Source organism: Pseudomonas sp. GW822-FHT05A08, from assembly GCF_058800485.1.
Map to the genome: position 1 here is coordinate 3769295 of NZ_CM179511.1, position 23685 is coordinate 3792979.

The 23685-nt window shown below is 67.3% G+C and carries 20 protein-coding genes; 5 read left to right on the forward strand and 15 right to left on the reverse strand.

From position 1 onward, the window contains the following. Window positions 1–32: 32 nt before the first annotated feature. The gene (locus tag AC3RCP_RS16830; protein WP_492570461.1) at window positions 33–557 is read right to left on the reverse strand and encodes an SgcJ/EcaC family oxidoreductase; all 525 of its coding nucleotides are present in this window, start codon (window positions 555–557) and stop codon (window positions 33–35) included. A gap of 170 nt (window positions 558–727) precedes the next feature. Here AC3RCP_RS16830 and AC3RCP_RS16835 point away from each other — a divergent pair, with 170 nt between their 5' ends. The 4 genes from AC3RCP_RS16835 to AC3RCP_RS16850 are packed head-to-tail and all read left to right on the forward strand — an operon-like array spanning window position 728 to window position 5356. Continuing rightward, window positions 728–1912: a sensor histidine kinase gene (locus tag AC3RCP_RS16835; RefSeq protein WP_492570462.1), complete on the forward strand. Its 1185-nt coding sequence runs from the start codon at window positions 728–730 to the stop codon at window positions 1910–1912. Beyond that, entirely contained in the window at window positions 1909–2577 is a 669-nt protein-coding gene (locus tag AC3RCP_RS16840; protein ID WP_274303199.1) for a response regulator, read from the forward strand. The genes AC3RCP_RS16835 and AC3RCP_RS16840 overlap by 4 nt, the downstream gene beginning before the upstream one ends. Next, window positions 2574–4907, forward strand: coding sequence for an ATP-binding protein (locus AC3RCP_RS16845; RefSeq protein ID WP_492570463.1), 2334 nt, complete (start codon window positions 2574–2576; stop codon window positions 4905–4907). Before AC3RCP_RS16840 ends, AC3RCP_RS16845 begins: the two co-directional genes overlap by 4 nt. Then, window positions 4904–5356, forward strand: coding sequence for a response regulator (locus AC3RCP_RS16850; RefSeq protein WP_007929028.1), 453 nt, complete (start codon window positions 4904–4906; stop codon window positions 5354–5356). Before AC3RCP_RS16845 ends, AC3RCP_RS16850 begins: the two co-directional genes overlap by 4 nt. A gap of 14 nt (window positions 5357–5370) precedes the next feature. On the opposite strand, the gene AC3RCP_RS16855 is transcribed toward AC3RCP_RS16850, so the two are convergent. The 7 genes from AC3RCP_RS16855 to gabT form a co-directional block, all read right to left on the reverse strand. Continuing rightward, window positions 5371–6627, reverse strand: a complete 1257-nt coding sequence (locus tag AC3RCP_RS16855) for a T6SS phospholipase effector Tle1-like catalytic domain-containing protein (protein ID WP_492570464.1) — start codon at window positions 6625–6627, stop codon at window positions 5371–5373. A gap of 234 nt (window positions 6628–6861) precedes the next feature. Beyond that, window positions 6862–8217, reverse strand: coding sequence for an OprD family porin (locus AC3RCP_RS16860; RefSeq protein WP_492570465.1), 1356 nt, complete (start codon window positions 8215–8217; stop codon window positions 6862–6864). A gap of 80 nt (window positions 8218–8297) precedes the next feature. After that, window positions 8298–9503, reverse strand: coding sequence for an acetyltransferase domain-containing protein (locus AC3RCP_RS16865; RefSeq protein WP_492570466.1), 1206 nt, complete (start codon window positions 9501–9503; stop codon window positions 8298–8300). A 79-nt stretch (window positions 9504–9582) separates the two neighbouring features. After that, window positions 9583–10353, reverse strand: a complete 771-nt coding sequence (locus tag AC3RCP_RS16870; RefSeq protein WP_101338080.1) for a DUF4198 domain-containing protein — start codon at window positions 10351–10353, stop codon at window positions 9583–9585. A gap of 426 nt (window positions 10354–10779) precedes the next feature. Beyond that, window positions 10780–11268: an Lrp/AsnC family transcriptional regulator gene (locus AC3RCP_RS16875; RefSeq protein WP_009044015.1), complete on the reverse strand. Its 489-nt coding sequence runs from the start codon at window positions 11266–11268 to the stop codon at window positions 10780–10782. Between the two features lie 43 nt (window positions 11269–11311). Continuing rightward, window positions 11312–11971 carry an HAD family hydrolase gene (locus tag AC3RCP_RS16880; RefSeq protein ID WP_101338081.1) on the reverse strand — a complete coding sequence of 220 codons (660 nt, stop codon included), beginning with the start codon at window positions 11969–11971 and terminating at the stop codon, window positions 11312–11314. Window positions 11972–12067: 96 nt separating this feature from the next. Next, complete coding sequence (gabT, locus tag AC3RCP_RS16885) at window positions 12068–13357, reverse strand: 4-aminobutyrate--2-oxoglutarate transaminase (RefSeq protein WP_492570467.1); 1290 nt, start codon at window positions 13355–13357, stop codon at window positions 12068–12070. A 272-nt stretch (window positions 13358–13629) separates the two neighbouring features. On the opposite strand from gabT, the gene AC3RCP_RS16890 reads away from it, so the two are divergent. After that, entirely contained in the window at window positions 13630–14553 is a 924-nt protein-coding gene (locus AC3RCP_RS16890) for a 2-hydroxyacid dehydrogenase (protein ID WP_101338083.1), read from the forward strand. Between the two features lie 137 nt (window positions 14554–14690). Here AC3RCP_RS16890 and AC3RCP_RS16895 read toward each other — a convergent pair whose 3' ends face one another. From AC3RCP_RS16895 to AC3RCP_RS16925, 7 genes are all read right to left on the reverse strand, one after another. Further along, window positions 14691–15770, reverse strand: a complete 1080-nt coding sequence (locus tag AC3RCP_RS16895; protein ID WP_101338084.1) for a tartrate dehydrogenase — start codon at window positions 15768–15770, stop codon at window positions 14691–14693. A 33-nt stretch (window positions 15771–15803) separates the two neighbouring features. Further along, the gene (locus AC3RCP_RS16900) at window positions 15804–17261 is read right to left on the reverse strand and encodes an NAD-dependent succinate-semialdehyde dehydrogenase (protein WP_101338085.1); all 1458 of its coding nucleotides are present in this window, start codon (window positions 17259–17261) and stop codon (window positions 15804–15806) included. A 584-nt stretch (window positions 17262–17845) separates the two neighbouring features. Beyond that, complete coding sequence (gene argE / locus AC3RCP_RS16905; RefSeq protein ID WP_492571358.1) at window positions 17846–19003, reverse strand: acetylornithine deacetylase; 1158 nt, start codon at window positions 19001–19003, stop codon at window positions 17846–17848. After that, window positions 19000–20154, reverse strand: coding sequence for an NAD(P)/FAD-dependent oxidoreductase (locus tag AC3RCP_RS16910; RefSeq protein WP_101338087.1), 1155 nt, complete (start codon window positions 20152–20154; stop codon window positions 19000–19002). Before AC3RCP_RS16910 ends, argE begins: the two co-directional genes overlap by 4 nt. Continuing rightward, window positions 20151–21557 (reverse strand): FAD/NAD(P)-dependent oxidoreductase, encoded by a 1407-nt coding sequence (locus tag AC3RCP_RS16915; RefSeq protein ID WP_492571357.1) that lies wholly within the window; start codon window positions 21555–21557, stop codon window positions 20151–20153. Before AC3RCP_RS16915 ends, AC3RCP_RS16910 begins: the two co-directional genes overlap by 4 nt. Beyond that, window positions 21539–21847, reverse strand: a complete 309-nt coding sequence (locus AC3RCP_RS16920) for a (2Fe-2S)-binding protein (protein WP_101338089.1) — start codon at window positions 21845–21847, stop codon at window positions 21539–21541. Before AC3RCP_RS16920 ends, AC3RCP_RS16915 begins: the two co-directional genes overlap by 19 nt. After that, window positions 21844–23685 (reverse strand): ABC transporter ATP-binding protein, encoded by a 1842-nt coding sequence (locus AC3RCP_RS16925; RefSeq protein ID WP_101338090.1) that lies wholly within the window; start codon window positions 23683–23685, stop codon window positions 21844–21846. The genes AC3RCP_RS16920 and AC3RCP_RS16925 overlap by 4 nt, the downstream gene beginning before the upstream one ends.

Consider the following 23685-nt stretch of genomic DNA (forward strand, 5'->3'; position numbering starts at 1 on the left):
GGCGTTTTTTTTCAAGGTGCGGCAGCGCTTGCTCAGCGATGGCTGGCCTGCAATGGCGGCTGCGCCTGGGGCATGGCCGAGGAATGGTGGTTGAGGATCTTCCACTGGCCGTCGATGCGCTCGTAGAGGAAGGTGTAGCGCGCCTGCACCTGGCGGGTCGCACCACCGGCCTCGTGCAGGGTGAAGGTGTAGACGCCGCTGTCCATGGCCGCATCCGCGCCCAGGTGGCGGATTTCCCGGTAGTTGATCTGGCCCACCGGCTTGCCCGCGAGGAAGTGCTCGAAGTAGTCCTGGATCTGCGCCGGGGTGGTGCGCACCTGGTTCGACACGGTCGGCTGGAGGATCGCGTCGGCGGCGTAAAGACTGGTTACGTTTTTTGCGCTGCCGGTTTGCAGGGCCGCGTTCCAGCGATCGAACAGGCCGGCGATCTCCCGGTCGCCCTGGTTCTGCGGCTGCTCGGCGACAGTGCGGTACACATAAGGCGTGGCGTCCAGGGCCTGGGCCAGGGGCGCGGTCAGCGCCAGTAACAGGGCGATGGCGGTGGTTGGCAGTTTCATCGGAAGGCTCCAGTGGGTTTCAATGCGCCCACTTTGCCCACCCGTTGCGGCCTCGCCATCGGCCAACCGGTGCCGGCGGCCTATGCCATTCGGCAGATAGGCCCACAGCCGGCAACCGGGTCTAATGCCTGCTCGCGAGCGCACGCCCTTCACGCTGGAGCCTGTTTTTCATGCAAAGCCCGACCCACGACCCCGGCAGCGCCCTGGCCATTCGCAGCCAGTATCGCCAGGCGCAAAGCCGCGCGGCGCGCCTGCGCCTGCTGGTGGACACCGGCCAGGAACTGACCCAACTGCCGCCCGCAGCCATGCGCCAGCGCGCCCTGCAACGGGCCTGTGCCTTTATGGCGATGGACCACGGCCTGCTGCTGGAATGGCACCCCGCCCAGCCGCCCCAGGCCACCGCCCAGCACGGCGGCAGCGAACGCCTGGCCGCCCTGCATGAGCTGGCCAAGTCTGCGACCCTGCACCCCGAATGGCTGCCGCAGACCGATGCCGCCCTGCCCCAGGTGCTGCGCATTCCCCTGCCCGGCGCCGACGGCCAGGCCTTCGGCGCCTTGCTGCTGGCCAACAGCGTGGCCCTGGCCGCGCCCGACAGCGAGGACCTGGAATCCCTGCAATTGCTGGCCACCCTGCTGGCGGCGCACCTGGAAAACCAGCGCTTGCTCCAGGCCCTGCAAGCCCGGGAACGCACCATGTCGGAACTGGTGCACCGGCTGTTCAGCGCCCAGGAAGACGAACGCAAGCGCGTGGCCTACGACCTGCACGACGGCCTGGCGCAAACCCTGGCCGGGCTGCACCAGCGCCTGCAGGGGTTTGCCGGACGCTGCCCGACATTGCCACAGGAACTGCACAACGAGCTGCAGACCATCCTGACCCTGGCCCAGGGTTGCGTCGGCGAGGGCCGGCAATTGATCGGCGGCCTGCGCCCCAACGTGCTGGACGACTTTGGCCTGTACAAGGCCATCGACAAGGAAGCCGACCGCCTGCGCGACGCCGGTCTCGAGGTGCACTGGCGGCAACAGTCCAGCGCGCGCCTGCCGGGCGCCAGCGAGATCGCCCTGTTCCGCATCGCCCAGGAAGGCATCAACAACATCCTCAAGCATGCCCGCGCCAGCCGCGTCGAACTGAGCCTGCAACTGGCCGACGGCCAGGCCGCGCTGGCGCTGGCAGACAACGGCGTCGGCTTCGCCCTGGGCACCCCGCTGTCCAACTGCGGCGGCCAGCACCTGGGCCTGGCGGCGATGCGGGAACGCGCCAGCCTGCTGGGCGGCGAGCTGTCCTGGCACAGCGCCCCCGGCCACGGCACCCGCCTGCTGGCCCGGGTGCCGCTGCCCGCTGCTGGAGAACAGCCATGAACCCTGCCCTGCGCCTGGTGCTGGCGGACGACCATGAAGTCACCCGCACCGGTTTTGTCGCCCTGCTGGCCGGCCACCCGGAATTCGAGGTGGTCGGCCAGGCCCGGGATGGCCAGGAAGCCCTCGACCTGTGCGAGCGCCTGCAACCGGACATCGCCATCCTCGACATCCGCATGCCGCTGCTCAACGGCCTGGGCGCCGCGCGCCTGCTGCAACAGCGGCAACCAGCGATCAAGGTGGTGATCTTCACCATGGACGACAGCCCCGACCACCTGGAAGCGGCGATTGCCGCCGGCGCCGTCGGCTACCTGCTCAAGGACGCCAGCCGTGGCGAAGTGCTCGGCGCCCTGCAGCGGGTGGCCCAGGGCGAGGAAGCCCTCAACAGCAGCGTCAGCGCCCGGTTGCTGCGGCGCATGGCCGAGCGCAACGCCGGCGGCAGCGCCCAGGCCGCGACCCTGACCGCCCGCGAACGCCAAGTGCTGGGGTTGGTGGCCGGCGGTTTCAGCAACCGCGAGATCGGCGAAAAGCTCGGCATCACCACCGGCACCGCCAAGGCCCATGTGGAACGGGTGATCGGTAAGCTCGGCGCGGCGGACCGCACCCAGGCCGCGGTGCGCGGCATCGCCCTGGGGCTGGTGGCGCAGCCCGCGGGAGACTGGCCATGAGACTGCTGGCGAGCCGGCACTGGCTCGACCTGCCCCTGCGCGGCAAGGCGCTGGTGGTGATCTCCCTGCCGCTGGTGATCCTGCTGCTGTCACTGGTGCTGATCTACATCACCGAACGCCAGACCGCCCGCGCCGAGGAAGACGTGCGCCGGGTGCTGCTGGTGCAGGGCGACATCCAGACCGTGCACACCCTGCTGGCCGAAGCGGCGGCCAGCGTGCGCGGCTACCTGCTGACCCGCCGCGAAGACTTCCTGCCCAGCTACGAACGTGCCCAGCCGCTGATCCAGGCCGCCCTGCAACGGCTGGACAGCAACATTCGCGATGCGCGCATGCGCGACCACCTCAAGGCCATCGCCCCGCTGATCGGCCACAAGCTCGACGGCCTGGTGGCCCTGCGCAACGGCCGGCCCGACGACAGCGCCAGCATCACGGCGATCCTGATCGAGAACAAACAGGTGCTCGACGTGCTGCGCGAGCAGATCAGCGCCATGCGCATCCGCGAAGACGGCTTGCTCGCCGAACGCAGCGCCGCGGCCTCGGCAACCCGTATGCGCCTGCTGCTGGCCACGCTGCTGGCGGCGCTCTGCGGTCTGTTCGGGGCGATTGTCGCGGTGCTGTTCTTGTCCAAGGGCATAGTCGCCCGGGTGCAGCAGGTGCAAGGCAACGCCCAGCGCCTGGCCCTCGGCCAACCGTTGCGCCCGCAAGCCCCGGAACAGGACGAAATCGGCCAGCTCGGCACCCGCCTGGTGGAGGCCGGGCAACTGCTGGCCGAGCGCGAGCGCGCCCTGCGCGACAACGAAGAACGCCTGCGGCTGATCATCGACGGGGTCAAGGACTACGGGATCTTCGCCCTCGACACCCAGGGCCGGGTCACCACCTGGAACGCCGGCGCCGAGCGGATCAAGGGCTACAGCGAACAGGAAATCCTCGGCCGGCACTTCTCGCTGTTCTACCTGGCGGAAGAATGCCCGGCGCACCCGGACATGGCCCTGCGCGAAGCCACCCGCGACGGCCATTACATGGAAGAGGCCTGGCGCTGCCGCAAGGACGGCAGCCGCTTCTGGGCCAGCGTGGTGATCACCGCGCAGTACGACGCCAGCGGCGCGTTGCGCGGCTTCTCCAAGATCACCCGCGACATCACCGACCGCCGCGCCGCGGAAATAGCCCTGCGCACCGCCCGCGAGGAAGCCGAAAGCGCCAGCCGCGCCAAGAGCGAATTCCTCTCGCGCATGAGCCACGAACTGCGCACCCCGCTCAATGCCATCCTCGGTTTCGCGCAACTGCTGGACATGGACTCGCCGAGCGGCCAGCGGCCCCAGGTCGGGCATATCCTGCGCGCCGGCCAGCACCTGCTGACCCTGATCAACGAGGTGCTGGACATTGCCCGCATCGAGGCCGGGCACCTGGCGCTGAATGTCGAGCCGATCGCCCTGGCCGCGGTGCTGCACGAGGCCCTGACCCTGGTCTCGCCGATGGCCACCGACGCCGGCATCCAGCTGGCCGCCCTGCCCGCGCTGAGCGAGCACAGCGGGGTGATCGCCGACCGCCAGCGGCTGATCCAGGTGCTGCTCAACCTGCTGTCCAACGCCATCAAGTACAACCGGCCCCGGGGCCAGGTGCGGATCGCGGTCAAGGTCCTGGACACCCGGGTCGAGGTGGCGGTCAGCGACACCGGCGCCGGCATTCCCCTGGAGCGCCTGGACCAGTTGTTCCGTCCCTTCGAACGCCTGGGCGCCGACCCGCGGGTGGAAGGCACCGGCCTGGGCCTGGCCCTGAGCAAGAGCCTGCTGGAAATGATGGACGGCAGCCTGCGGGTGCACAGCACGCCGGGCCAGGGCTGCTGCTTTACCTTGCAACTGCCCTTTGTCCAGGTGGCCGCGGCCGGCACGCGCCTGGCCCTGGAGCAACAGCTACCGGCGGCGGTGCTGCCGGCCCGGGCCGAGGCCGTGACATACCGGGGCCAGGTGCTGTGCATCGAAGACAACCTGTCGAGCCTGGCGCTGATCGAAACCCTGCTGCAACGCCGCCCGGGCATTCGCCTGCTGTCGAGCATGCAGGGCCAGATGGGCCTCGACCTGGCGCGCCAGCATGCACCGCAACTGATCCTGCTGGACGTCAGCCTGCCGGACCTTGCAGGCCTGGAAGTGCTGCGCCGGCTGCGGGAATCGCCGACCACCGCCAGCACCCCGGTGCTGATGATCACCGCCGACGCCAGCGCCCTGACCCACCGCGCCCTGTTGCAGGCCGGGGCCACGGCGATCCTGACCAAGCCCATTCATATCCCGGCGTTTCTCGCCCACCTTGAGCAACATTTACCGGAGCCCGCATGAACCATGATTTGCGCATCCTGATCATCGACGACCAGCGCCCCAACCTCGAGCTGATGGAGCAGCTGCTGGCCCGCGAAGGCCTGCACAACGTGCTGAGCAGCACCCAGCCGCTACGCACCCTGGAGCTGTTCAACAGCTTCGAGCCGGACCTGGTGATCCTCGACCTGCACATGCCCGAATTCGATGGCTTCGCCGTGCTCGAACAGCTCAACCGACGGATCCCGGCCAACGATTACCTGCCGATCCTGGTGCTGACCGCCGACGCCACCCGCGACACCCGCCTGCGTGCCCTGGCCCTGGGCGCCCGCGACTTCATCAGCAAGCCGCTGGACGCCCTGGAAACCCTGCTGCGGATCTGGAACCTGCTGGAAACCCGCGCCCTGTACAAAGCCCTGCGCCAGCAGGTGCCGGCGCAGCAGATCGAGCTGCTGCGCCGGCATCGGCAGTGAATGGGCGAGCGACCCTAGAGGTTGTACTCATCCAGCCTCGGCGAGTCGCCCACCTGCTCGATCAGCGCGGTATCGATGCGCAACAGGTTTTCCGGCTGGTACGTCAGTTGGCTGCCCCAGGGCTGGTCGTCGGCCAGGGAGCCTTTCAGGCGAACGGCCACGGAGTCATGCACCCGGACTTTCTGCCCTGGTTTATCCGTGAGAATCTCCCGCGACCTGGGTTTGCCGAACGGCGGCATCGAACCGTACTCACGGACTCGCTTGTGGGTCTTCGAGTTCCAGACCAGGCGTGGCACCCACTCGGCGATCAGCCAGTTGCGGGTCAGGGAATCGTGGGCCTGGGCCAGCGGATCCTGTAGCACAGAGGGTGGATAGAGTTCTGCGCGACAGGCTTCGGCATCGATGCTCAACCCGGCTTCCAGGCACTCGCCGACCATCCAGCGCAAGGCAATCAACGCCAGCTGCGATTCGCCGGCGGGGTAACCGCCGCCAATATCGGCATGCACGCCGGCGAACCAGACCTGCTTGAGGTTCACGCCCTCGTCCTCTGTCCAGAGGTTCTGGCGGAAAAAGCTGCGGCGTTCGTCCAGGGACACCGCATGGCGGATGATCTTCACGTCCTTGTTCCGGCGGGTGTAGGGAACAATCAGCGGGTCGTACACCCAGCCCACCGAACTCACGGTGTCGAACAGCCCGAGAAAGTGAATGCTCACCTTCCGGGCAAAGCTGCCCTTGAACGCCTCCATCAAGTCGAAGTCCGGCTTTTTGTCCGCGCTCATGCGCCACCAGGTGTAACTCATGGCCCGTTGGCGATTCGGTTTGGAATTATCAGCGGATCGCTGGCGAGTGGTCAGCAGCGACCAGGCAAAGTCCATCAACTGGACCTGATGGGCCGGCAGCAGGCCGATGGTATGCAGCAGCGCCGCCAGCACCCGCACCGCGTAGGAACCGCGGGAGAAGCCGAAGAGGAAGATCTGGTCGCCGTCCCTGTAGTTCTCCATCAGGAAGCGGTAGGCATTGAGCACGTTGCGCTTGATGCCCCAGCCGAACATCAGCCCGGCGATGCGCGACGGCACCTTCTGCCATTCGAACAGGGTTTCGCTGAGCCCGAAGGTGCCCACGCCCTGGTCGTAATAGGCCAGCAGCGTTTCGCTGTCCTTGGGTAGCGAGCGAAACAGCCGGACCACGTTGGTCGGTTCGTCACTGAAACGGTTGTTGGTGCCATCGATGCAGACGATCAGCTGGCGCGCCTTGATCCTTGTGTTCTCCACGACCTGGTTACCCCATGGCAGTCAAGTGAGGTTCCCGCGCGGCCAATCGGCCAGGCGAGGACCGGTGTCACCCTACGTCCGTGTCATGACAACTGCTGCGGTAAAGCGTGAAGGGCTCTCCAAGGCATAGCAGCATTAACGGCGCCCGGCCATAAAGCCCCGGGCAATAAATGTCCGGACCATGAAACCCCCTCCGCAAGGAGGGGCCGGGCGCTGACGGGCCGTGCCTGGGCGCTAGAACCTGCCGCCCAATGGATACTCGATCGCCAGCCGCAGCTGGTCGGCATCCAGCTCGGCCTGGGCTTTATTGCCGCGGTGCACGGCGTGGCGCAGGGTGACGGCGAGGTTTTTCGCCGGGCCGGACTGCACCACGTACTTGGCCTGCAGGTCGCGTTCCCAGTGCTTGCCGCCTTCGCCGTAGCCCAGCCAGGCGTAGCCGCCGCGCGGGTCCATATGGCTGCCGTCGATGCCGCTGCCGCGCACGTACAGGGCGCTGAAGGTCAGGCCGGGCACGCTGTAGCCGGCCATGTTGAGGTCGTAGCGGGCCTGCCAGGAGGCTTCCTCAGGGGCGTTGAAGTCCGACAGGGCCACGGCGTTGCTCAGCAGGATCGCGCCGCGGGTGACGTAGTCGTAAGGCGTGTCGCCGTCGACCTTCTGGTAGCCCAGGCCAAAACTGTGGGCGCCGCTCTTGTAGGTCGACATCAGGCTCCAGGTGGTGTTGTCGATGCGCCCCGACAGGGCCTTGCCGGTGTCCTGGGTGCGGTACAGGTTGAAGTCGAACGTCAGGTCCTGGCCCGGGCTCAACGGCAGGTTGTAGAGCGCGCCGAGGTACTGCTGGCGCCAGGTGTCTTCGTACAGGGCGCTGAACAGGCTGGCGTTGAGGCCCTTGATTGCAGTATTGCGCACACCGACCAGGTCGAAGCTGTCGCCCTGCTGGCCATTGGAGTAATTGACCACGAACCCCTGGTCGTGGCTGGTGGCGTTGCGGTCGGTGCTTTCGTTGAAGTGGCCACCGTACAGGGTGGTGTCGCTCAGCTCGCGGCTGGTGAGGAACCAGCCGGTGGCGGTCTCGGGCAGCAGGCGGCTGTCGGAGGAACCGAACACCGGGGTCTTGACCCGCTGCTCGCCGTAGCGCAGTTCGGTGGAGGAAAAACGCAGCTTGGCCACCGCGCCGCCGCGGCTGAACTCGTCCTTGGGATGGCCGTCGTTGTCCACCCCCAGCAACCGCGCCTTGCCGGCCCGGCCACCGCCGCTGTCGAGTTTCCAGCCGGAATACACATGGGCGTCCAGGCCGAAGCCGAGCGTGCCCTGGGTGAAACCAGAGCTGTAGTCGGCCATCAGGCCGTAGGCCCACTCCTCGGCCAGGTCGCTGCGTTCGGCGCGGGGTTTGTAGGCGTTGCGCGCGCCGTTGCTCAAGGAACCATGCCGATAGTCGCGACGGTCGTAGAGGCTGCGGTTGAACAGGCTCCACTGGCTGTCTTCGATAAAGCCCTTGGCATTGTCCTGCTCCGCGGCCAGCGCGAGCAGGCTCTGGCCTCCCCAATACCAAAAAAATGCCAACAACAGGGTGTGTCGGGTCAAGGTCTTCACTGTGGAACTCCCGAAAATCGATGAATGGCGGGCGATAAGAGGCAGTGCGCCGCTATACGGGCGCACCACCGGGATCCCACTCAGAGGTATTTGAGGATCGCGATATCGCGGCGACGCTGCTTGAGGCCGGCGAACCAGCGTGTCGGGAAGAACAGCAGCACACCGAGGACCAGGCTCCACAGCCAGACGCCGGACAGGTTGTCGAAGCCGTAGTAAGTGCCCTGGTTGGCGCCCCAGATGGCCACGGCCACCAGGTACATGGCCTTGAGCACGTACAGGTGCAGCAGGTAGAAGAACATCGGCGCACCGCCGTAGATCGCCAGTTGCGCGGTCGACCAGCGCGCCTGGACCTTCTCGAAGTACGCCAGGAGGATCAGCCCCAAGCCCAGGGTGGGCATCAGGAACATCAGCGACGGCGGATACTTCTTGGCGCTCATGAAGCTCATGAAGGTGCGCAGCGCATCGCCGGTCTGCACCCAGGGCTTCTCGCCGTAGACGTTCAGGTAGCGGATGAACACGAACGCCACCAGCAGGCCGACGCCGACCTTGAGCAACCGCGAAATCCGCGCCGCCGGCTGCATGTCCTTGCCGAACCACGGGCCGATGGCCCAGCCCAGCAGGATCACGCCGATCCACGGCAACACCGGGTAGGTGGTGCGGGCGCGGGTGAACTCGGTGATGTCGATGAACACCCGCTGGTGCAGGATCGACCAGGGCACGAAGAACGGCGACTCGGGGCCCACCACCACATCATCCAGCAGGTTGTGCCCGGCGACGATGGCCACCCCCAGCACGATCAGCCAGCTGCGTTTGAAGTGCAGCAGGCCGGCCAGCACGATCATGCAGATGCCGATGCACCAGATCACCTGCAGCCACAGGGTCTTGGGCGGGAACTCGGCGTTCCAGGCAAAACACACGAAGGTCAGTTCGAGGAACACCAGGAACAGGCCGCGCTTGAGCAGGAACACCGAGGTTTCCCCGAGGCTGTGTTTCTGGCTGTAGAGCCAGGCCGACAGGCCGGTGAGGAAAATGAACACCGGCGCGCAGATCTCGCTGAGCATGCGGGTGAAGTACAGGTCCGGGGTCACGCTCAGGGCGTCGATCGGGTCGGTGACCTGGCGATGCAGGAGGAAGGTCTCGCGCACGTGGTCCACCAGCATGCACAGCATGACGAAGCCACGCAGGGCGTCGATCGCCAGCATCCGTGTGTTGGCCTTGGCCACGCTGCCCGCCAGCGCAGGGGACGCAACGCCCGCCTGCCCTGCCAATCCAGTAGAAAGAGTCATATCAGTCACTCATGTTGAAGGTCGTTGAACCTGGGCAAAACCCTGTCGCCGACTCGGCACAGGGGGTCGGGACACGGGGTCAGGATTGCTTTTTCAAGCGCGTGACTTCCGAGGCCGGCAGCGTTGAAGGCGCCCGTGGCAACGGCGGCTTGCCCTGTGGCTGGTGGAACGACAACGTGGAACTGAAGCTCTTGAGGTCGTAGGCCTCGGCCTGGTTGTCCGGGCCCTGGCGGGTGCCCGGGGTGCGGTCCTTGTATTCGGCGGCCACCACGTAGGTGCCCTGCCACGGCAGCGCGAAGCTGACCTTGCCGTCCTTGTCGCTGGTCTGGGTGAAGACTTCGCCCGAGCCGGTTTCCAGGATCACGGCCTGGGCGGCCAGCGGCTTGAGCCCATAGAACACCTGGAACTGCGCCTGGCCCGCGGCGGCCACGCCGGTGGGAACGATGTCCAGCGCCAGTTCCGGCTGGCGCGCGCGCAGGTCGCCGACCCAGCGGGTGGCGGGCGTCCAGTAGGTCTTGAGGGTCTTGCCGCCTTCGTGCAGGTCGAAGATCGGATACTGCGTGTCCTGCGCCAGCAGGCTTTCGTCGGCCTTGGGCTGATGGCCGACGCTGAACGACTGGCGTTGCAGGCTCAGCCCCAGGGCAGGATTCGCCGCCGACCAGCCCTTGAGCTGGCGAAAGCGGTCGAGGCCGCCGGGGGTCACTTCCAGCATGTTCTTGTCGTACTCGCCGTAATACAGCGTCAGGGGCTGCCCCGGCGTGTGCTCGTACCAGATCTGGTGGGCCTGGGTACCGCCGGCCAGCATCAGCGCGCCCAGCCCTATCAATGTGTTTGCCGTGCTCTTGTGCATCGTGTTGCGCTCCTTTGTGCTCTCATTCAACGAATCGCCGCCCCCGCTCTGATGGCGTTGAACTTCCCGGGGAGACGATGCGCACCTACCACTGGCTGGCATTACAGCGCAGGCCGTTCTGTGCTTTGTTCCGATTTGCCGCGGCACACGCCCGTCGCCTGCTGTTTTCTCGGGACAAACAGCGATTTATGCGGTGTGCGCCAGGCTGAAGCATCCAGGGGTCAGCGGTGCGTGGATTGTCCGATCGGGGTGCACGCGGGGCTTTCATGCCCGGTATTGCTTCCTTGCGCGCCACCCGCTGTCACTCACGGGCCCGGCAAAAGGCCGGCCCAGACGCAAGCGCGCCCGGTCAGGGGCGCGCGTGAGGGTGATTGATCAGGCGACAAAATGTTATCAGATAACATTTCGTTTTGAGAGAAGAACGCGTCAGTGGCGCAACAATTTACGCAGGGGCACGCCGTCCTTGAGGACCGGCGACTTGATGACGATGTAGCTGAAGTACTTGGAGATGCCGATGTTCTTGTCCAGCAGGCTTTCCACCACCTCCTGGTAATGCTGGATGCTGCGGGTCATGAACCGCACCAGATAGTCGTAGCCGCCGCTGATCAGGTGACACTCGAGCACCTCGTCCACCAGGCGGATATTCGACTCGAACTTGGCGAAGTCTTCGCGCTTGTGGTCGCTCAGGGTGATCTCGGTGAACACCATGACCGAGTCGGTGATCTTGGCCAGGTTCAGGTGCGCCTTGTAGCTGGAAATGTAGCCGGCCGACTCCAGGCGCTTGACCCGCTGCAGACACGGACTGGCCGACAACCCCACGGCGTCGGCGAGGCTGACATTGGTCATGCGTCCGTCTTTTTGCAGCTCAACCAAGATGTTGATATCAATACGGTCCAGTTTGACTAAACCTTCCATCGTTTACCTCTTGATTGCTGTGGGATGCAATCGACAAGCAAGATCAGCGCCGTAACGACGCCTGATGCTGGGCCACCAGGTCGGCCATGCTGTTGATGCAGTAGTCGGCGGCGCAGGGTTGCGGATTGCGGCTGCCGGCGCGGCAAATCAGGCACAGGCCCGCCGTCGCTTGCGTCGCGGTGGCCGGCGGCCGGGTCACCTGGAGAATGTCCTCGGCGCGCAGGTCGTTGTCCGCCAGCCACTGGCGATCCTGCAACGGCTGGCTGGCCAGGGAGATGAAGTCGTCCTGGGCGATCCCCAGCCGCTCGCACAACAACGCGCGGTCCTCGGCATCGCGATCGCCCAGCACCAGCAGGCGATAGAACTTGCGCAGGTACAGCATCGCCCCCGGCGCATCCTCGAACAGCGACCAGCCCGCCACCGAACGGGCGAAGCTCATGCCCTCCTCCCAGGACGCCTTCAGGCCCCAGCGCTCGGCCAGCTGGCGATGGGCGAAACACAGCAGGCCGCTGAACCCCAGCTCGGCGAAACGCGGGTACAGGCCCCGCACCGTTTCGGCGAATTCGCCCAGCACCTGTTCCTTGTCCGCCTGCCCGCGGCGACTGTCGAGCAAGGGCTGCAAGGCGGCCCAGACCCCCGAGTCGCGGTCCACCAGGACCGCGTCGCAGTCGATCAGCAACGCACGATAATCAGTCAGCCCCATGGCGTGTACAGCCTCCTATGATGCGTTCCATCGATCCATGCTCCAAAAATGCCCACCGGTGGCGCCCGGCAGCCCGGCGCCGACCGGGGCATCAGCTCAGTTCAAGACTCGTGCCAGCGCGGCGTCGAGAATCGCCAGGGCTTCGTCGATCTGCTCGGGGGTTGTTACCAGCGGTGCCAGGAAGCGCAGGACGTTACGGTGGACCCCGCACTTGATCACCAGCAATCCGCCCAGGCGCGCCTGGTCGATCAGGCGCTGCGTCAGCTCGGCATCCGGGCTGCGCGCCGCGTCGTCCTTGACCAGTTCCAGCGCCAGCATGAAGCCGCTGCCACGCACATCGCCGATGCACGGGTACAGCCGCTGCAGGCGCAGCAACCCTTCGCGCAGACGCAAGCCCAGCGCCACGCCGCGGGCCAGCAACTGTTCCTCTTCGTAGGCATCCAGCACCGCCAGCGCCGCGGCGCAGGCCAGGGCGTTGCCGCCGTAGGTGCCGCCAAGACCGCCGGGCAGCGGCGCGTCCATGATCTGCGCCTTGCCCACCACGCCGGACAGCGGCAAGCCGCCGGCCAGGCTCTTGGCCACGGTGACCAGGTCCGGCTGGATGCCGGCGTGCTGGAAGCCGAACCAGTTGCCGGTGCGACCGAAGCCCGTCTGGATTTCATCGAGGATCAACACGATACCGTGTTGCGTGGCCAGAGCGCGCAAGGCCTGGAGGAACTCCACCGGAGCGGCGAGGAAACCGCCGTCGCCCTGCACCGGCTCGATGATGATCGCCGCCACGCGCTCGGGCGCGACCTGGGTGGCGAACAGCTCCTGCAACGCCTGCAGGGCCATCTCGCTGCTGACCCCACGATAGGCGTTCGGGTACGGCGTATGGAACACCTCGGGGGCAGTGCCGAAGTTCTGTTTGTACGGCTGGCTCATGCCGGTCAGCGTGCTGCCGAGCAAGGTGCGGCCATGGAAACCACCACGAAAGGCGATCACCGCCGGACGCTGGGTATGGGCGCGGGCGATCTTCACCGCGTTCTCCACGGCCTCGGCGCCAGAGGTGAAGAACGCCGCCTTGTAGGGCTCGGCGCCGCCGATCATCTGGCTCAGGCGCCGGGCCAGGTCCAGGTAGGGTTTGTAGGCCACCACCTGGAAGCAGGCGTGGGAGACTTTCTGCAACTGCGCCTGCACCGCCGCCACCACCCTGGGGTGGTTGTGGCCGATGTTCAACACGCCGATGCCGCCAACGAAATCCAGATAGCGCTCGCCGTCCACGTCCCACACCTGGGAGCCCTCGGCGCGGTCGATGACCAGCGGATGGGCAGTGACCACGCCCCGCGGCACGAACCGATCGCGCTGCTGGAGCCAATGAGGTGTTTCGTCGACCTTGCTATTCATGGCGTTCCTCATACTGAGCCAGGCAACCGGGAAGCGGTTGCGATGGCTTCAGATTAAGGCTTCGGCGGAACCGACTCAGCCGAACTTGGCCCCTGAGAAATCCGGATCCACTGTTTTCACCCCGGCAAACGGCAGATTCCTTCAGCCCCGCCGAATCTGCCGACCAGGGCCTCGAAGCGTGCTGCGCAAGGCTTTCGGGCGCGGCCTTTCGACAGATCCTGCTTTGCCGTTGCGGCATCATGAAAGCATCCCCCGTCGATCAGGAACCGCCCATGGCCCTTCTCTATAAAGCTGACCCCGTGCGTGGCGAACGCTGGCGAGCGCTGTTCGCCGAACAGGCCCCGGACATTCAATGGCGTGCCTGGCCGGACCTCGGCAACCCCGAGGACATCCGCTACCTGGCGGCCTGGCAGGCGCCGGACGACCTGAGCCTGTTGCCTAACCTGGAAGTGCTGTTCGCCCTCTCGGCCGGGGTCGATCAACTGGACCTCGCGCGCCTGCCGCCGGACTTGCCGGTGGTGCGCCTGCTGGACCCGGGCATCACCCGGGGCATGTGCGAATACGCCAGCTTCGCCGTGCTCAGTCTGCACCGCGACATGCTGCGCTACCGGCAGCAACAGCTCGCCCGCTGCTGGCAGGCGCACCTGCTGCAACCGGCGGCGCAACGCCGGGTCGGGGTCATGGGCCTGGGGCAACAGGCCCAGCAGATCCTCGCCACCCTGCGGCCGCTGGGGTTCGCCCTGTCCGGCTGGGCCCGCAGCGCCCACCGCATCGACGGCGTGCAGTGTTTTGCCGGCAACCGGCAGTTGCCGGCCTTTCTCAGCCAGTGCGACATCCTGCTGTGCGTGTTGCCCCTGACCGAACAGACCCAGGGCATCCTCGACCGCACGCTGTTCCGTCAGCTACCCCGTGGCGCGGCGCTGATCAATATGGGCCGTGGCGGCCACCTGGTGGAACAGGACCTGCTCGACGCCCTGGCCAGCGGCCAGCTCAGCGGCGCGGTGCTCGACGTCCTGCAACAGGAACCGGCCCCGGCCGAACACCCGTTCTGGGATCACCCGCAGATCCTCCTGACCCCGCACATCGCCGCCATGACCCAGCCGCAAAGCGCCTTCGCCGTACTGCTGGACAATATCCGCCGCCACCAGCGCGGCGAACCGATGCTCGGGCAGATCGACCGGACCCAGGGCTACTGACCCCCACGATCGCTGTAGCCGCTGGCGCAGCCTGCGATCGGCGGCGCAGCCGTCGCAAAACTGCTGACCGCGGTGCATCAGGTCGATCCGGGATACAGCTTGGCGGGCTAACGCCCGATCGCAGCCTTCGGCAGCGGCTACAGGGCTTCGGCAATCGCCGCGCCGACGTCTTGGGTCGAGGCCTGGCCGCCCAGGTCCGGGGTGATCGGGCCCTGGGCGATCACCTGTTCGATGGCCTTGAGAATGCCGTCGTGGGCGTCGCGGTAGCGCTGCTCACCATTGCCGAGGAAATCCAGCATCAGCGCGCCGGACCAGATCATCGCGATCGGGTTGGCAATATTGCGCCCGTAGATGTCCGGCGCCGAGCCGTGCACCGGCTCGAACAGCGACGGGAAGCGCCGCTGCGGGTCGAGGTTGGCCGAAGGCGCGATGCCGATGGTGCCGGCACAGGCCGGGCCGAGGTCGGAGAGAATGTCGCCGAACAGGTTGGAGGCCACCACTACGTCGAAACGCTCCGGCTGCAAGACAAAACGCGCGCAGAGAATGTCGATGTGCTGCTTGTCCCAGCTGACCTGCGGGTACTGTTCGGCCATCAGCGCCGTGCGCTCGTCCCAGTACGGCATGCTGATGGAAATCCCGTTGGACTTGGTCGCCGCCGTCAGGCGCTGGCGCGGCCGGGTCTGGGCCAGGTCGAAGGCGTACTGGAGAATGCGGTCCACGCCACGCCGGGTGAACACCGACTCCTGCAGCACCAACTCATGCTCGGTGCCCTCGAACATCTTGCCGCCCACCGAGGAATACTCGCCCTCGGTGTTCTCGCGGATCACCACGAAATCGATGTCCCCCGGCTCGCGCCCGGCCAACGGGCACGGCACCCCGGGGAACAGCCGCACCGGGCGGATATTCACGTATTGGTCGAAGTCGCGGCGGAACTTGAGCAGCGAACCCCACAGGGAAATATGGTCCGGCACCTTGTCCGGCCAGCCCACGGCGCCGAAGTAGATGGCGTCGAAATCCTTGAGCTGCTCGAACCAGTCCCCGGGCATCATCTGCCCGTGCTCCAGGTAGTAATCGCAGTGCGCCCAGTCCAGCACCTCGATCTCCAGGTCCAGCCGCCACTTGCGCGCCGCCTGCCGCAGCACCCGCAATCCTTCCGGCAGCACTTCCTTGCCGATCCCGTCGCCGGCGATGGCGGCGATCCTGAATGCCTTGCTCATGTCGCATGTCTCCTCGAAGTCGGTGCGGGCGGGTCACAGGCCGCCGATGTGAAAAGCCTTGATCTCCAGGTATTCGTCCAGGCCGTACTTGCTGCCTTCGCGGCCCAGGCCCGATTGCTTGATGCCGCCGAACGGCGCCACTTCCATGGAGATGATCCCGGTGTTGAGGCCGACCATGCCGAACTCCAGCGCTTCGCCGAAACGCCAGGAGCGGCGCAGGTCCTGGGTGAAGTAGTAGGCGCCCAGCCCGTAGGGCGTGGCGTTGGCGATGGCCAGCGCCTCGGCCTCGTCGTGAAAGCGCATCAGCGGCGCCACCGGGCCGAAGGTTTCCTCGTGGGCCAGGAGCATCTCGGTGCTGGCCTCGCCCAGCACCGTGGGCAGCACGAACTGGCTTTCGCCCTGGGGAATCGCGCCGCACAGCAGGGTCGCGCCCTTGCCCAGGGCGTCGTCGATATGCCGGGCGACCTTGCTCACCGCCGCGGCATTGATCAACGGGCCGATGCTCACGCCCGGCTCCAGGCCGTTGCCGACCTTGAGCTTGGCCACCTCCTCCACCAGGCGCTGGGCAAAACGTGCGTAGATGCCGTCCTGGACCAGGATGCGGTTGGCGCAGACACAGGTCTGTCCGGCGTTGCGGAACTTGCTCTGCATGATCCCGGCGATCGCCTGTTCCAGGTCGGCGTCGTCGAACACCACGAACGGCGCGTTGCCGCCCAGTTCCAGGCTCAGGCGCTTGATGTGCTCGGCGCTCTGGCGCATCAGCAGGCGGCCGACCGCGGTGGAACCGGTAAAGGAAATCTTGCGCACCGCCGGGTTGCCGGTCAGCTCTTCGCCAATCCCGGCCGGCATGCCGGTGAGCACACTGAACACCCCCGGCGGAATCCCCACCCGCTCGGCCAGCACCGCCAGGGCCAGGGCCGACAACGGCGTCAGGTCGGAAGGCTTGACGATGATCGGGCAACCGGCGGCCAGGGCCGGCGCGCATTTGCGGGTGATCATCGCGTTGGGGAAGTTCCACGGGGTGATCGCCGCGCAGACCCCCACCGGCTGCTTGAGGGTCAGCAAGCGCCGGTCGCCAGCGGGTGCCGGCAGGGTGTCGCCGCAGATGCGCCGCGCCTCCTCGGCGAACCATTTGACGAAACCGGCGCCGTAGCGGATTTCGCCCTGGGCTTCGGCGAAGGGCTTGCCCTGTTCGGCGGTCATGATCAGGGCCAGGTCGTCGAGGTTGTCGAGCATGGCCTGGTACCAGCGCTCCAGCAGCTGTGCCCGCTCCGCCGCCGGGCGCGCGCGCCAGGCCGGCCAGGCGCGTTCGGCGGCGGCGATGGCCAGGCGGGTCTGCGCGCCCTGCAGGGCCGGGACCCGGGCCAGGCATTCGCCGCTGGCCGGGTCGAGCACCGCCAGGGTCGCGCCATCGTCGGCGGCCACCCACTGCCCGTCGATGTAGGCCAGTTCCACCAAGAGGCTGGGGTCTTTCAAACGATTCTTGAGCATGGTCGAGTCCTGTTCCGAGACAGCCCCCAGTCTAAGCAGGCACCGCAGCCCAGGATGCTGAAAGCGCCGGGCCGACAGCGTCGGATGCTGAAAAACGCGGCGTCACAGCAGGCTCTACCGAGAACCTGAACACCGCCCTGTAGCCGCTGGCGCAGCCGTGGCAAAACAGATAACTGCGGTGCATCAGGCCGATCCGGGATACAGCCTTGGCGGGCTGACGCCCGATCGCAGCCTTCGGCAGCGGCTACAGGGGCCGGCGTTCGCCAGGGAAAACCGGGATCGATGTAGCCGCTGGCGCAGCCTGCGATCGGCGGCGCAGCCGTCGCAAAACCGCTGATCGCGGTGCATCAGGCCGATCCGGGATACAGCCTTGGCGGGCTGACGCCCGATCGCAGCCTTCGGCAGCGGCTACAGGGTTCGGCGTTCAGCAGGAAAACCGGGATCGATGTAGCCGCTGGCGCAGCCTGCGATCGGCGGCGCAGCCGTCGCAAAACCGCTGACCGCGGTGTATCAGGCCGATCCGGGATACAGCTTGGCGGGCTAGCGCCCGATCGCAGCCTGCGGCAGCGGCTGCTGGGGCCGGCTCAGCGTTTCAGGGAACCCAGCAGGCCTTCGAGAAAACGCTGGCCGGCGTCCATCTGGCTGACCTCGATGAACTCGTCGGGCTTGTGCGCCTGCTCGATGGAACCCGGGCCGCAGACCACCACCGGGATGCCCAGGCGCTGGTTGAACAGGCCGCCTTCGGTGCCGAAGCCGACCTTGGCGTAGCCGGTGCCGGGCGCGGCGAAGTCATGGAGGAAACGCACCGCCTCGACACTCGGATGGGTCTCCAGCCCCGGGTAGACATTCAGGGTTTCGATCTCGATGGCCGCCACCTCGGAAAGCTGGCGCGCCTCGCGTACGATCAGCTCGGCGCGTTCGCGCATCTGTTCGAGAAACTGCTCGAGATCGTCCGCCGGCAGGTTACGCACTTCGAAATCCAGGGTGCACAGGTTCGGCACTATGTTCAGCGCCTTGCCGCCAGCGATCTGCCCGACGTGCACGGTGCTGTAGGGAATGTCGTAGTCGGCGTCCCGCGCGCCCTGCTCGCGCAGGCGCTGCTGGCTCTCGCGCAAACCGGCGATGAAATCGCAGGCCAGCTGAATCGCGTTGGCCGCCAGCGGCGCCAGGGAAGAATGCGCTTCCTGGCCACGGCAATGGACGCGGTACGAGCCCTTGCCCTTGTGCCCGAGCACAAACTGCATATGGGTGGGTTCGCCGATCAGGCACAGGAACGGCCGCACCGGCGCCAGGTGCAGCACGTCCAGCAGCCGTCGCACGCCGACACAACCGATTTCCTCGTCATGGGACAGCGCCAGTTGCAGCGGCCGGCTCAAGGTGCAGTCCGCGGCATCGAGCATGGCGTCTATGGCCAGGGCGATAAACCCCTTCATGTCGCAGCTGCCGCGCCCGTACAGGCGCCCGCCCTGCTCGGTGACCTGGAACGCCGGCAGGCTCCAGGCCTGGCCTGCGGCGGGCACCACATCGGTGTGCCCGGACAGCAGGACCCCCGGCAACTCCCGGGGCCCGGTGCTGGCGAACAGGTTGGCCTTGCGCCCGCTTTCGTCCTTGACGACCAGCGACTCGATGCCCTTGCCCAGCAGCAGCTCGCGCACGTATTCGATCAGCGCCAGGTTCGACTCCGAGGACACGGTGTCGAAGGCGATCAGGCGCTTGAGGATCTCCAGTACCCGGGGTTTCATGAGGCCTTGCTCCGTTGTGCGGTGGTGCCGGCGAAGCGGCGAATCGAAAAGGCGTCGATCGAGGTGCCGGTGCTGCCGGTGGCGATCAGCTCGGCCATCACGTCGCCGACGCCCGGGCCGAGCTGGAAGCCATGGCCGCAGAAACCGAAGGCGTAGTACAGGCCGTCGACCTGGCCGCTGGGGCCCATGATCGGCAGCGAATCGGGCAGATACCCTTCGATGCCGCTCCACACGCGGATGATGTTGAGGTTGCCGACGCCCGGCAGCAGCCGGCGCATCTGCTGGATCTGGTTGAGGATGCTGCGCGGTTCGACCTGGGCGCGCCTGGTGAGCATGTCCGGTTTGCTGCGGTAGCCACCGCCGATGATGATGTTGCCGCGGGGAATCTGGCGGAAGTAGATCACCTCCTCGGGGATCTTGGTGTAGACCCCGATCACCGTCGGCAAGGCGTAAGGCACCGGCTCGGTGACCGCCATCTGCGGGCCGTTGGTGTCCAGCGGCACCGGTTCGCCGAACTGCTCGGAGAGCTTCTGGCCCCAGGCGCCGGCGGTGATCAGCAGGCGTTCGGCGCTGAACTGGCGGCCGTCGCTGGTGCCGACCAGGAACCCGCCGCCAACCTTCTGCACCTCGCTCACCTCGGTGCGTTCTTCGATCCGCGCCCCGGCGCGCACCGCCGCCCGGGCAAAGGCCGGGGCCGCCAGGCGCGGGTTGGCGTGGCCGTCATGGGGCGCGTAGGAGCCGCCCTTGACGTCCGGCCCGAGAAACGGGAAACGCTCGTGCAGCTCGCGGCCGCGGTAGATCTGCAGGTCCAGCTCACGCGCCTCGGGCGCCGCGGCATAGGCTTCCAGCTCGGCGATTTCGTCCTCGCGGTAGCACACCCGCATATGCCCGCTGGCGATGAACTCCAGGTCGTCATCGATCAGCTCCGGCAGGCGCTTCCACAAAGCCCAGGAACGGTTGGCCAGCTCCAGCTGGCCGAGATAACGGCCCTGGCGCCGCACGTTGCCGAAGTTCACCCCGCTGGCGTACTGGCCGATCTGGTCGCGCTCCAGCAGGGTCACCGACTGGCCGCGCCGGCGCAGGAAAAACGCCGCCGCCGAGCCCATCAGGCCGCCGCCGATAATCAGCACATCGGACTGTTGCACGGTCATGGCGTCACCTCCCCGGTGAGCATCGAAAGGGGTTTGACCGGGGCCTGGCCGCGCTGCCGGCCGACCTCCTGCACCGCGACCCCAGCCGCGGCGGCGATCACCTCGGCCCCGGCCTGGGAACAGTAGCGGCCCTGGCAGCGGCCCATGCCGACCCGACTGAAGGCCTTGGCGCGGTTGACCTCGCAGGCGCCCTTCTCGCGCACGGTGCGGCGCAGTTCGCCGGCGCTGATCATCTCGCACCGGCAGACGATGGCGGTGTCCGGCAGTGCCTTGGCCTGGGCGCTCGGCCAGGGAAAGGCCTGGGCCAGGCCCAGACGGAACTGGTCCATCACCGCCAGGGCCTGGCGCTGTTCGTCCCGTTCCGCGGCGTTGACCGGCAGTTGCAGATCCTCGAGCAGAGCCAGCGCCGAGAGGCGTCCAGCGTGTTCGGCGGCGTCGGCGCCACGGATCTTCGCCCCGTCGCCGGCGGCGTAGACCCCGTTGACGCTGGTGCGCCCGGCCTCGTCGAGTTCCAGCAGCCATTGGCTGGACGCCGGGTCGAAGGCCAGGCGGCAACCGGCGAGGTCGGCCAACTGGGTTTCCGGACGCAGGTGATAGCCCAGGGCCAGGGCATCGCACTCGACATCCAGGCTGTCGCCTTTGGCGGTCTTGACCTGCACCAGGCTGACCCCGCCCTGGGCATCGCCCAGTACCCGGATCGGCTGGATGCCCAGGTGCACCGGGACCCGGGCCAGGCACAGCCGCGCCAGCAGCTTCATGCCGGTCCAGAGCAATCCCGGGCGCGCCAGCAGTTTCGGCAAGGCGCCGATGCGCTTGCCCAGCGGCGAGGTGTCGAGCACCGCGGCGACCTGCGCCCCGGCCTTGAGGTACTGGCTGGCCACCAGGTACAGCAGCGGCCCGCTGCCCATGAACACCACGCGGTGGCCGATGGACACCGACTGCGCCTTGAGGGCGATCTGCGCGCCGCCCAGGCTGTAGGTGCCCGCCAGTTGCCAGCCTTCGAGCGGCATCAGGCGGTCGGTGGCGCCGGTGCAGAGGATCAGCGCGTCGTAGTCCAGGGTGAAGTGCCGGCCCTGGCTGACGCAGCACAGCTGCCCCGGGGTCAGGTTCCACGCCAGGGTGTCCGGGTGATAGTCGATGCGCGAGCGCAGGCGCTCGAAGCTGTCGTGCAGGGCCCGGGCCTTGTGCGCTTCGCTGCCGTACAGGGTGGCGTAGTCGCGGCGAAAACCTTCGGGCTGGCGACGGTAGATCTGCCCGCCGTCGCGGCGATTTTCGTCGACCAGGGTCGGCACGATGCCGGCCGCCAGCAGGGTTTCGGCGCAGCGGGTGCCGGCCGGGCCGGCGCCGACTATCACCACCCGCGGCGCGCTGCCGGACGAGATGTTCAGCCGTGCAGTGGCCATACCGCCTCCGGTTGTGTGGTGAGAATGTCCAGGCCCTCGCGGACCTCGCTGGAACAGGCGCGCAGGCGCTCGCCGGCGCGGGTCCAGACCCAGCAGTCCTGGCAGGCGCCCATCAGGCAGAAGCCGGCGCGCCGGCCGGAATCGAACTCCGACTGGCGCAGGGCCGTCCCCTGGGTCAGCAACGCCACCATCAGCGTGTCGCCCTGCAATGCCTCGATGGGCTCCCCGTCCACCCGCAGCTGTACCGGCGCCCGTTCGCGCTCGCCCAGCCGTACAAAACGCCCCTTCATGCGTAGGCTCCCTCGGTCATGCCATTGAAGTTCTGTTGGCTCTGCAGCAACTCGCCGCTGTCGCGGTGGCAGAGGATCTCGCTGCCGCCGTCGATGGCGCGGCGGTTCGGCGCGGTGCGGTTGCACAGGCCGTCGATGCGCACCGGGCAGCGATTGAGGAAGGTGCACAGCTCCGGCACATTGGCCCTGGCGCCGATCGGCGGCAGGCTGGCGCAGGTGCTGCCGCAGCTTTCCAGCCAGCCCTGGCGCAGCTCCGGCACCGAGTGGATCAGCAGGTCGGTATAGGGATGGAACGGCGCCTGGCCGAAGGCCGCGCGGCTGCCGGCCTCGACCTTGTGCCCGCTGTACATCACCACGATGTCGTCGCACAGCGCGCGCACCGTGGAAATGTCGTGGCTGATGAACAGGTAGGACACCCCCAGCTCCTGGCGCAGGTCGCGCAGCAGTTCGAGAATCGCCGCGCCGACCACGGTATCCAGGGCCGACGTCACCTCGTCGCAAAGGATCAGGTCGGGCTTGGCCGCCAGCGCGCGGGCCAGGTTGACCCGTTGCTTCTGCCCGCCGGACAGCTCGTTGGGCCGCCGCTGCGCGAGCGTGCGCGGCAGCCGCACCAGGTCCAGCAGTTCGTCGATGCGCTGGCGCAGCGCCGCGCCCTTGAGGCCGAAATACATCTTCAGCGGCCGACTGAGAATGGCGCTGACGCTGTGCATGGGGTTGAGTGCGGTGTCGGCGTTCTGGAACACCATCTGGATCCGCCGGAACTGCTCGTCGGTGCGGCTCGACAGGCTGCCGCCCAGGGGCTGGCCGTCGAAGGTCAGGTTGCCCAGGGCCGGGGCCAGCAGGCCAGCCACCACCCGCGCCAGGGTCGACTTGCCCGAGCCGGACTCGCCGATCACGCCGATGGCCTGGCCACGGCGCACGGTCAGGTCGATGTCCTCCAGCACGCGGATCATCGGCATGCCTTGCAGGTTCTTGTTGCCGTAGCCGGCTGTCAGGCCCTTGATGGTCAGCAGCGGCTGGTCCTCGGCGATGTCGCTGGGCGGGCGAATGGTCGAGTCCGGGCGCGCGGCCGCCAGCAGGCTGCGGGTGTAATCGTGGGCCGGGCCCTCGAGCAGCGGCGCGGTGGCGCTCTGTTCGAGGATCTGGCCGCCGTTGAGCACCACGATCTGATCGGCCATCTGCGCCACCACCGCCAGGTCGTGGGACACATACACCGCCGTGGCCCCGCGTTCGCGCACCACCCGTTTGAAGGCGCGCAGCACGTCGATCTGGGTGGTGACGTCGAGCGCGGTGGTCGGTTCGTCGAGGATCACCAGCAGCGGGTCGCTGATCAGCGCCATGGCCGCCATCACCCGTTGCAACTGGCCGCCCGAGACCTGGTGCGGGTAACGCTGGCCGATGTGTTCCGGGTCCGGCAGGGCCAGGTCGCGGAACAGTTCGATGGCCTTGGCCTCCAGGTTGGCGCGGCTGTCCAGGCCGTGGATCAGGGCGCCCTCCAGCACCTGGTCGAGCAGGCGCTTCGCCGGGTTGAAGGCCGCCGCCGCACTCTGCGCGATGTAGGACACACGATTGCCGCGCAGGCCCTGCAACTGCTCCTCGCCCAGGGCCAGCATGTCGTGTTCGCCGACCCGCACCACCCCGGACGCCAGGCGACAACCGCGGCGGGCATACCCCAGCAGGGCCAGGGCGATGGTGGTCTTGCCCGAGCCGGACTCGCCGATCAGCGCCAGCACCTCGCCCTGCTCCAGGGCGAAACTCACACCCTTGACGATCTCCACTTCGCCGCCCTCGCCGCCGGCGACCACCCGCAGGTCTTGCACTCGAATCAACTGGCTCAT

Bases quoted from the DNA above. Each gene is read 5' to 3' on its own strand.
- AC3RCP_RS16900 (WP_101338085.1), bottom strand. From the start codon at position 17,261: ATGCTCAAGAATCGTTTGAAAGACCCCAGCCTCTTGGTGGAACTGGCC.
- AC3RCP_RS16870 (WP_101338080.1), bottom strand. From the start codon at position 10,353: ATGCACAAGAGCACGGCAAACACATTGATAGGGCTGGGCGCGCTGATG.
- AC3RCP_RS16830 (WP_492570461.1), bottom strand. From the start codon at position 557: ATGAAACTGCCAACCACCGCCATCGCCCTGTTACTGGCGCTGACCGCG.
- AC3RCP_RS16835 (WP_492570462.1), top strand. From the start codon at position 728: ATGCAAAGCCCGACCCACGACCCCGGCAGCGCCCTGGCCATTCGCAGC.
- AC3RCP_RS16840 (WP_274303199.1), top strand. From the start codon at position 1,909: ATGAACCCTGCCCTGCGCCTGGTGCTGGCGGACGACCATGAAGTCACC.
- gabT (WP_492570467.1), bottom strand. From the start codon at position 13,357: ATGAATAGCAAGGTCGACGAAACACCTCATTGGCTCCAGCAGCGCGAT.
- AC3RCP_RS16845 (WP_492570463.1), top strand. From the start codon at position 2,574: ATGAGACTGCTGGCGAGCCGGCACTGGCTCGACCTGCCCCTGCGCGGC.
- AC3RCP_RS16915 (WP_492571357.1), bottom strand. From the start codon at position 21,557: ATGGCCACTGCACGGCTGAACATCTCGTCCGGCAGCGCGCCGCGGGTG.
- AC3RCP_RS16875 (WP_009044015.1), bottom strand. From the start codon at position 11,268: ATGGAAGGTTTAGTCAAACTGGACCGTATTGATATCAACATCTTGGTT.
- argE (WP_492571358.1), bottom strand. From the start codon at position 19,003: ATGAAACCCCGGGTACTGGAGATCCTCAAGCGCCTGATCGCCTTCGAC.
- AC3RCP_RS16925 (WP_101338090.1), bottom strand. From the start codon at position 23,685: ATGAGCCAGTTGATTCGAGTGCAAGACCTGCGGGTGGTCGCCGGCGGC.
- AC3RCP_RS16920 (WP_101338089.1), bottom strand. From the start codon at position 21,847: ATGAAGGGGCGTTTTGTACGGCTGGGCGAGCGCGAACGGGCGCCGGTA.
- AC3RCP_RS16890 (WP_101338083.1), top strand. From the start codon at position 13,630: ATGGCCCTTCTCTATAAAGCTGACCCCGTGCGTGGCGAACGCTGGCGA.
- AC3RCP_RS16910 (WP_101338087.1), bottom strand. From the start codon at position 20,154: ATGACCGTGCAACAGTCCGATGTGCTGATTATCGGCGGCGGCCTGATG.
- AC3RCP_RS16895 (WP_101338084.1), bottom strand. From the start codon at position 15,770: ATGAGCAAGGCATTCAGGATCGCCGCCATCGCCGGCGACGGGATCGGC.
- AC3RCP_RS16850 (WP_007929028.1), top strand. From the start codon at position 4,904: ATGAACCATGATTTGCGCATCCTGATCATCGACGACCAGCGCCCCAAC.
- AC3RCP_RS16880 (WP_101338081.1), bottom strand. From the start codon at position 11,971: ATGGGGCTGACTGATTATCGTGCGTTGCTGATCGACTGCGACGCGGTC.
- AC3RCP_RS16865 (WP_492570466.1), bottom strand. From the start codon at position 9,503: ATGACTCTTTCTACTGGATTGGCAGGGCAGGCGGGCGTTGCGTCCCCT.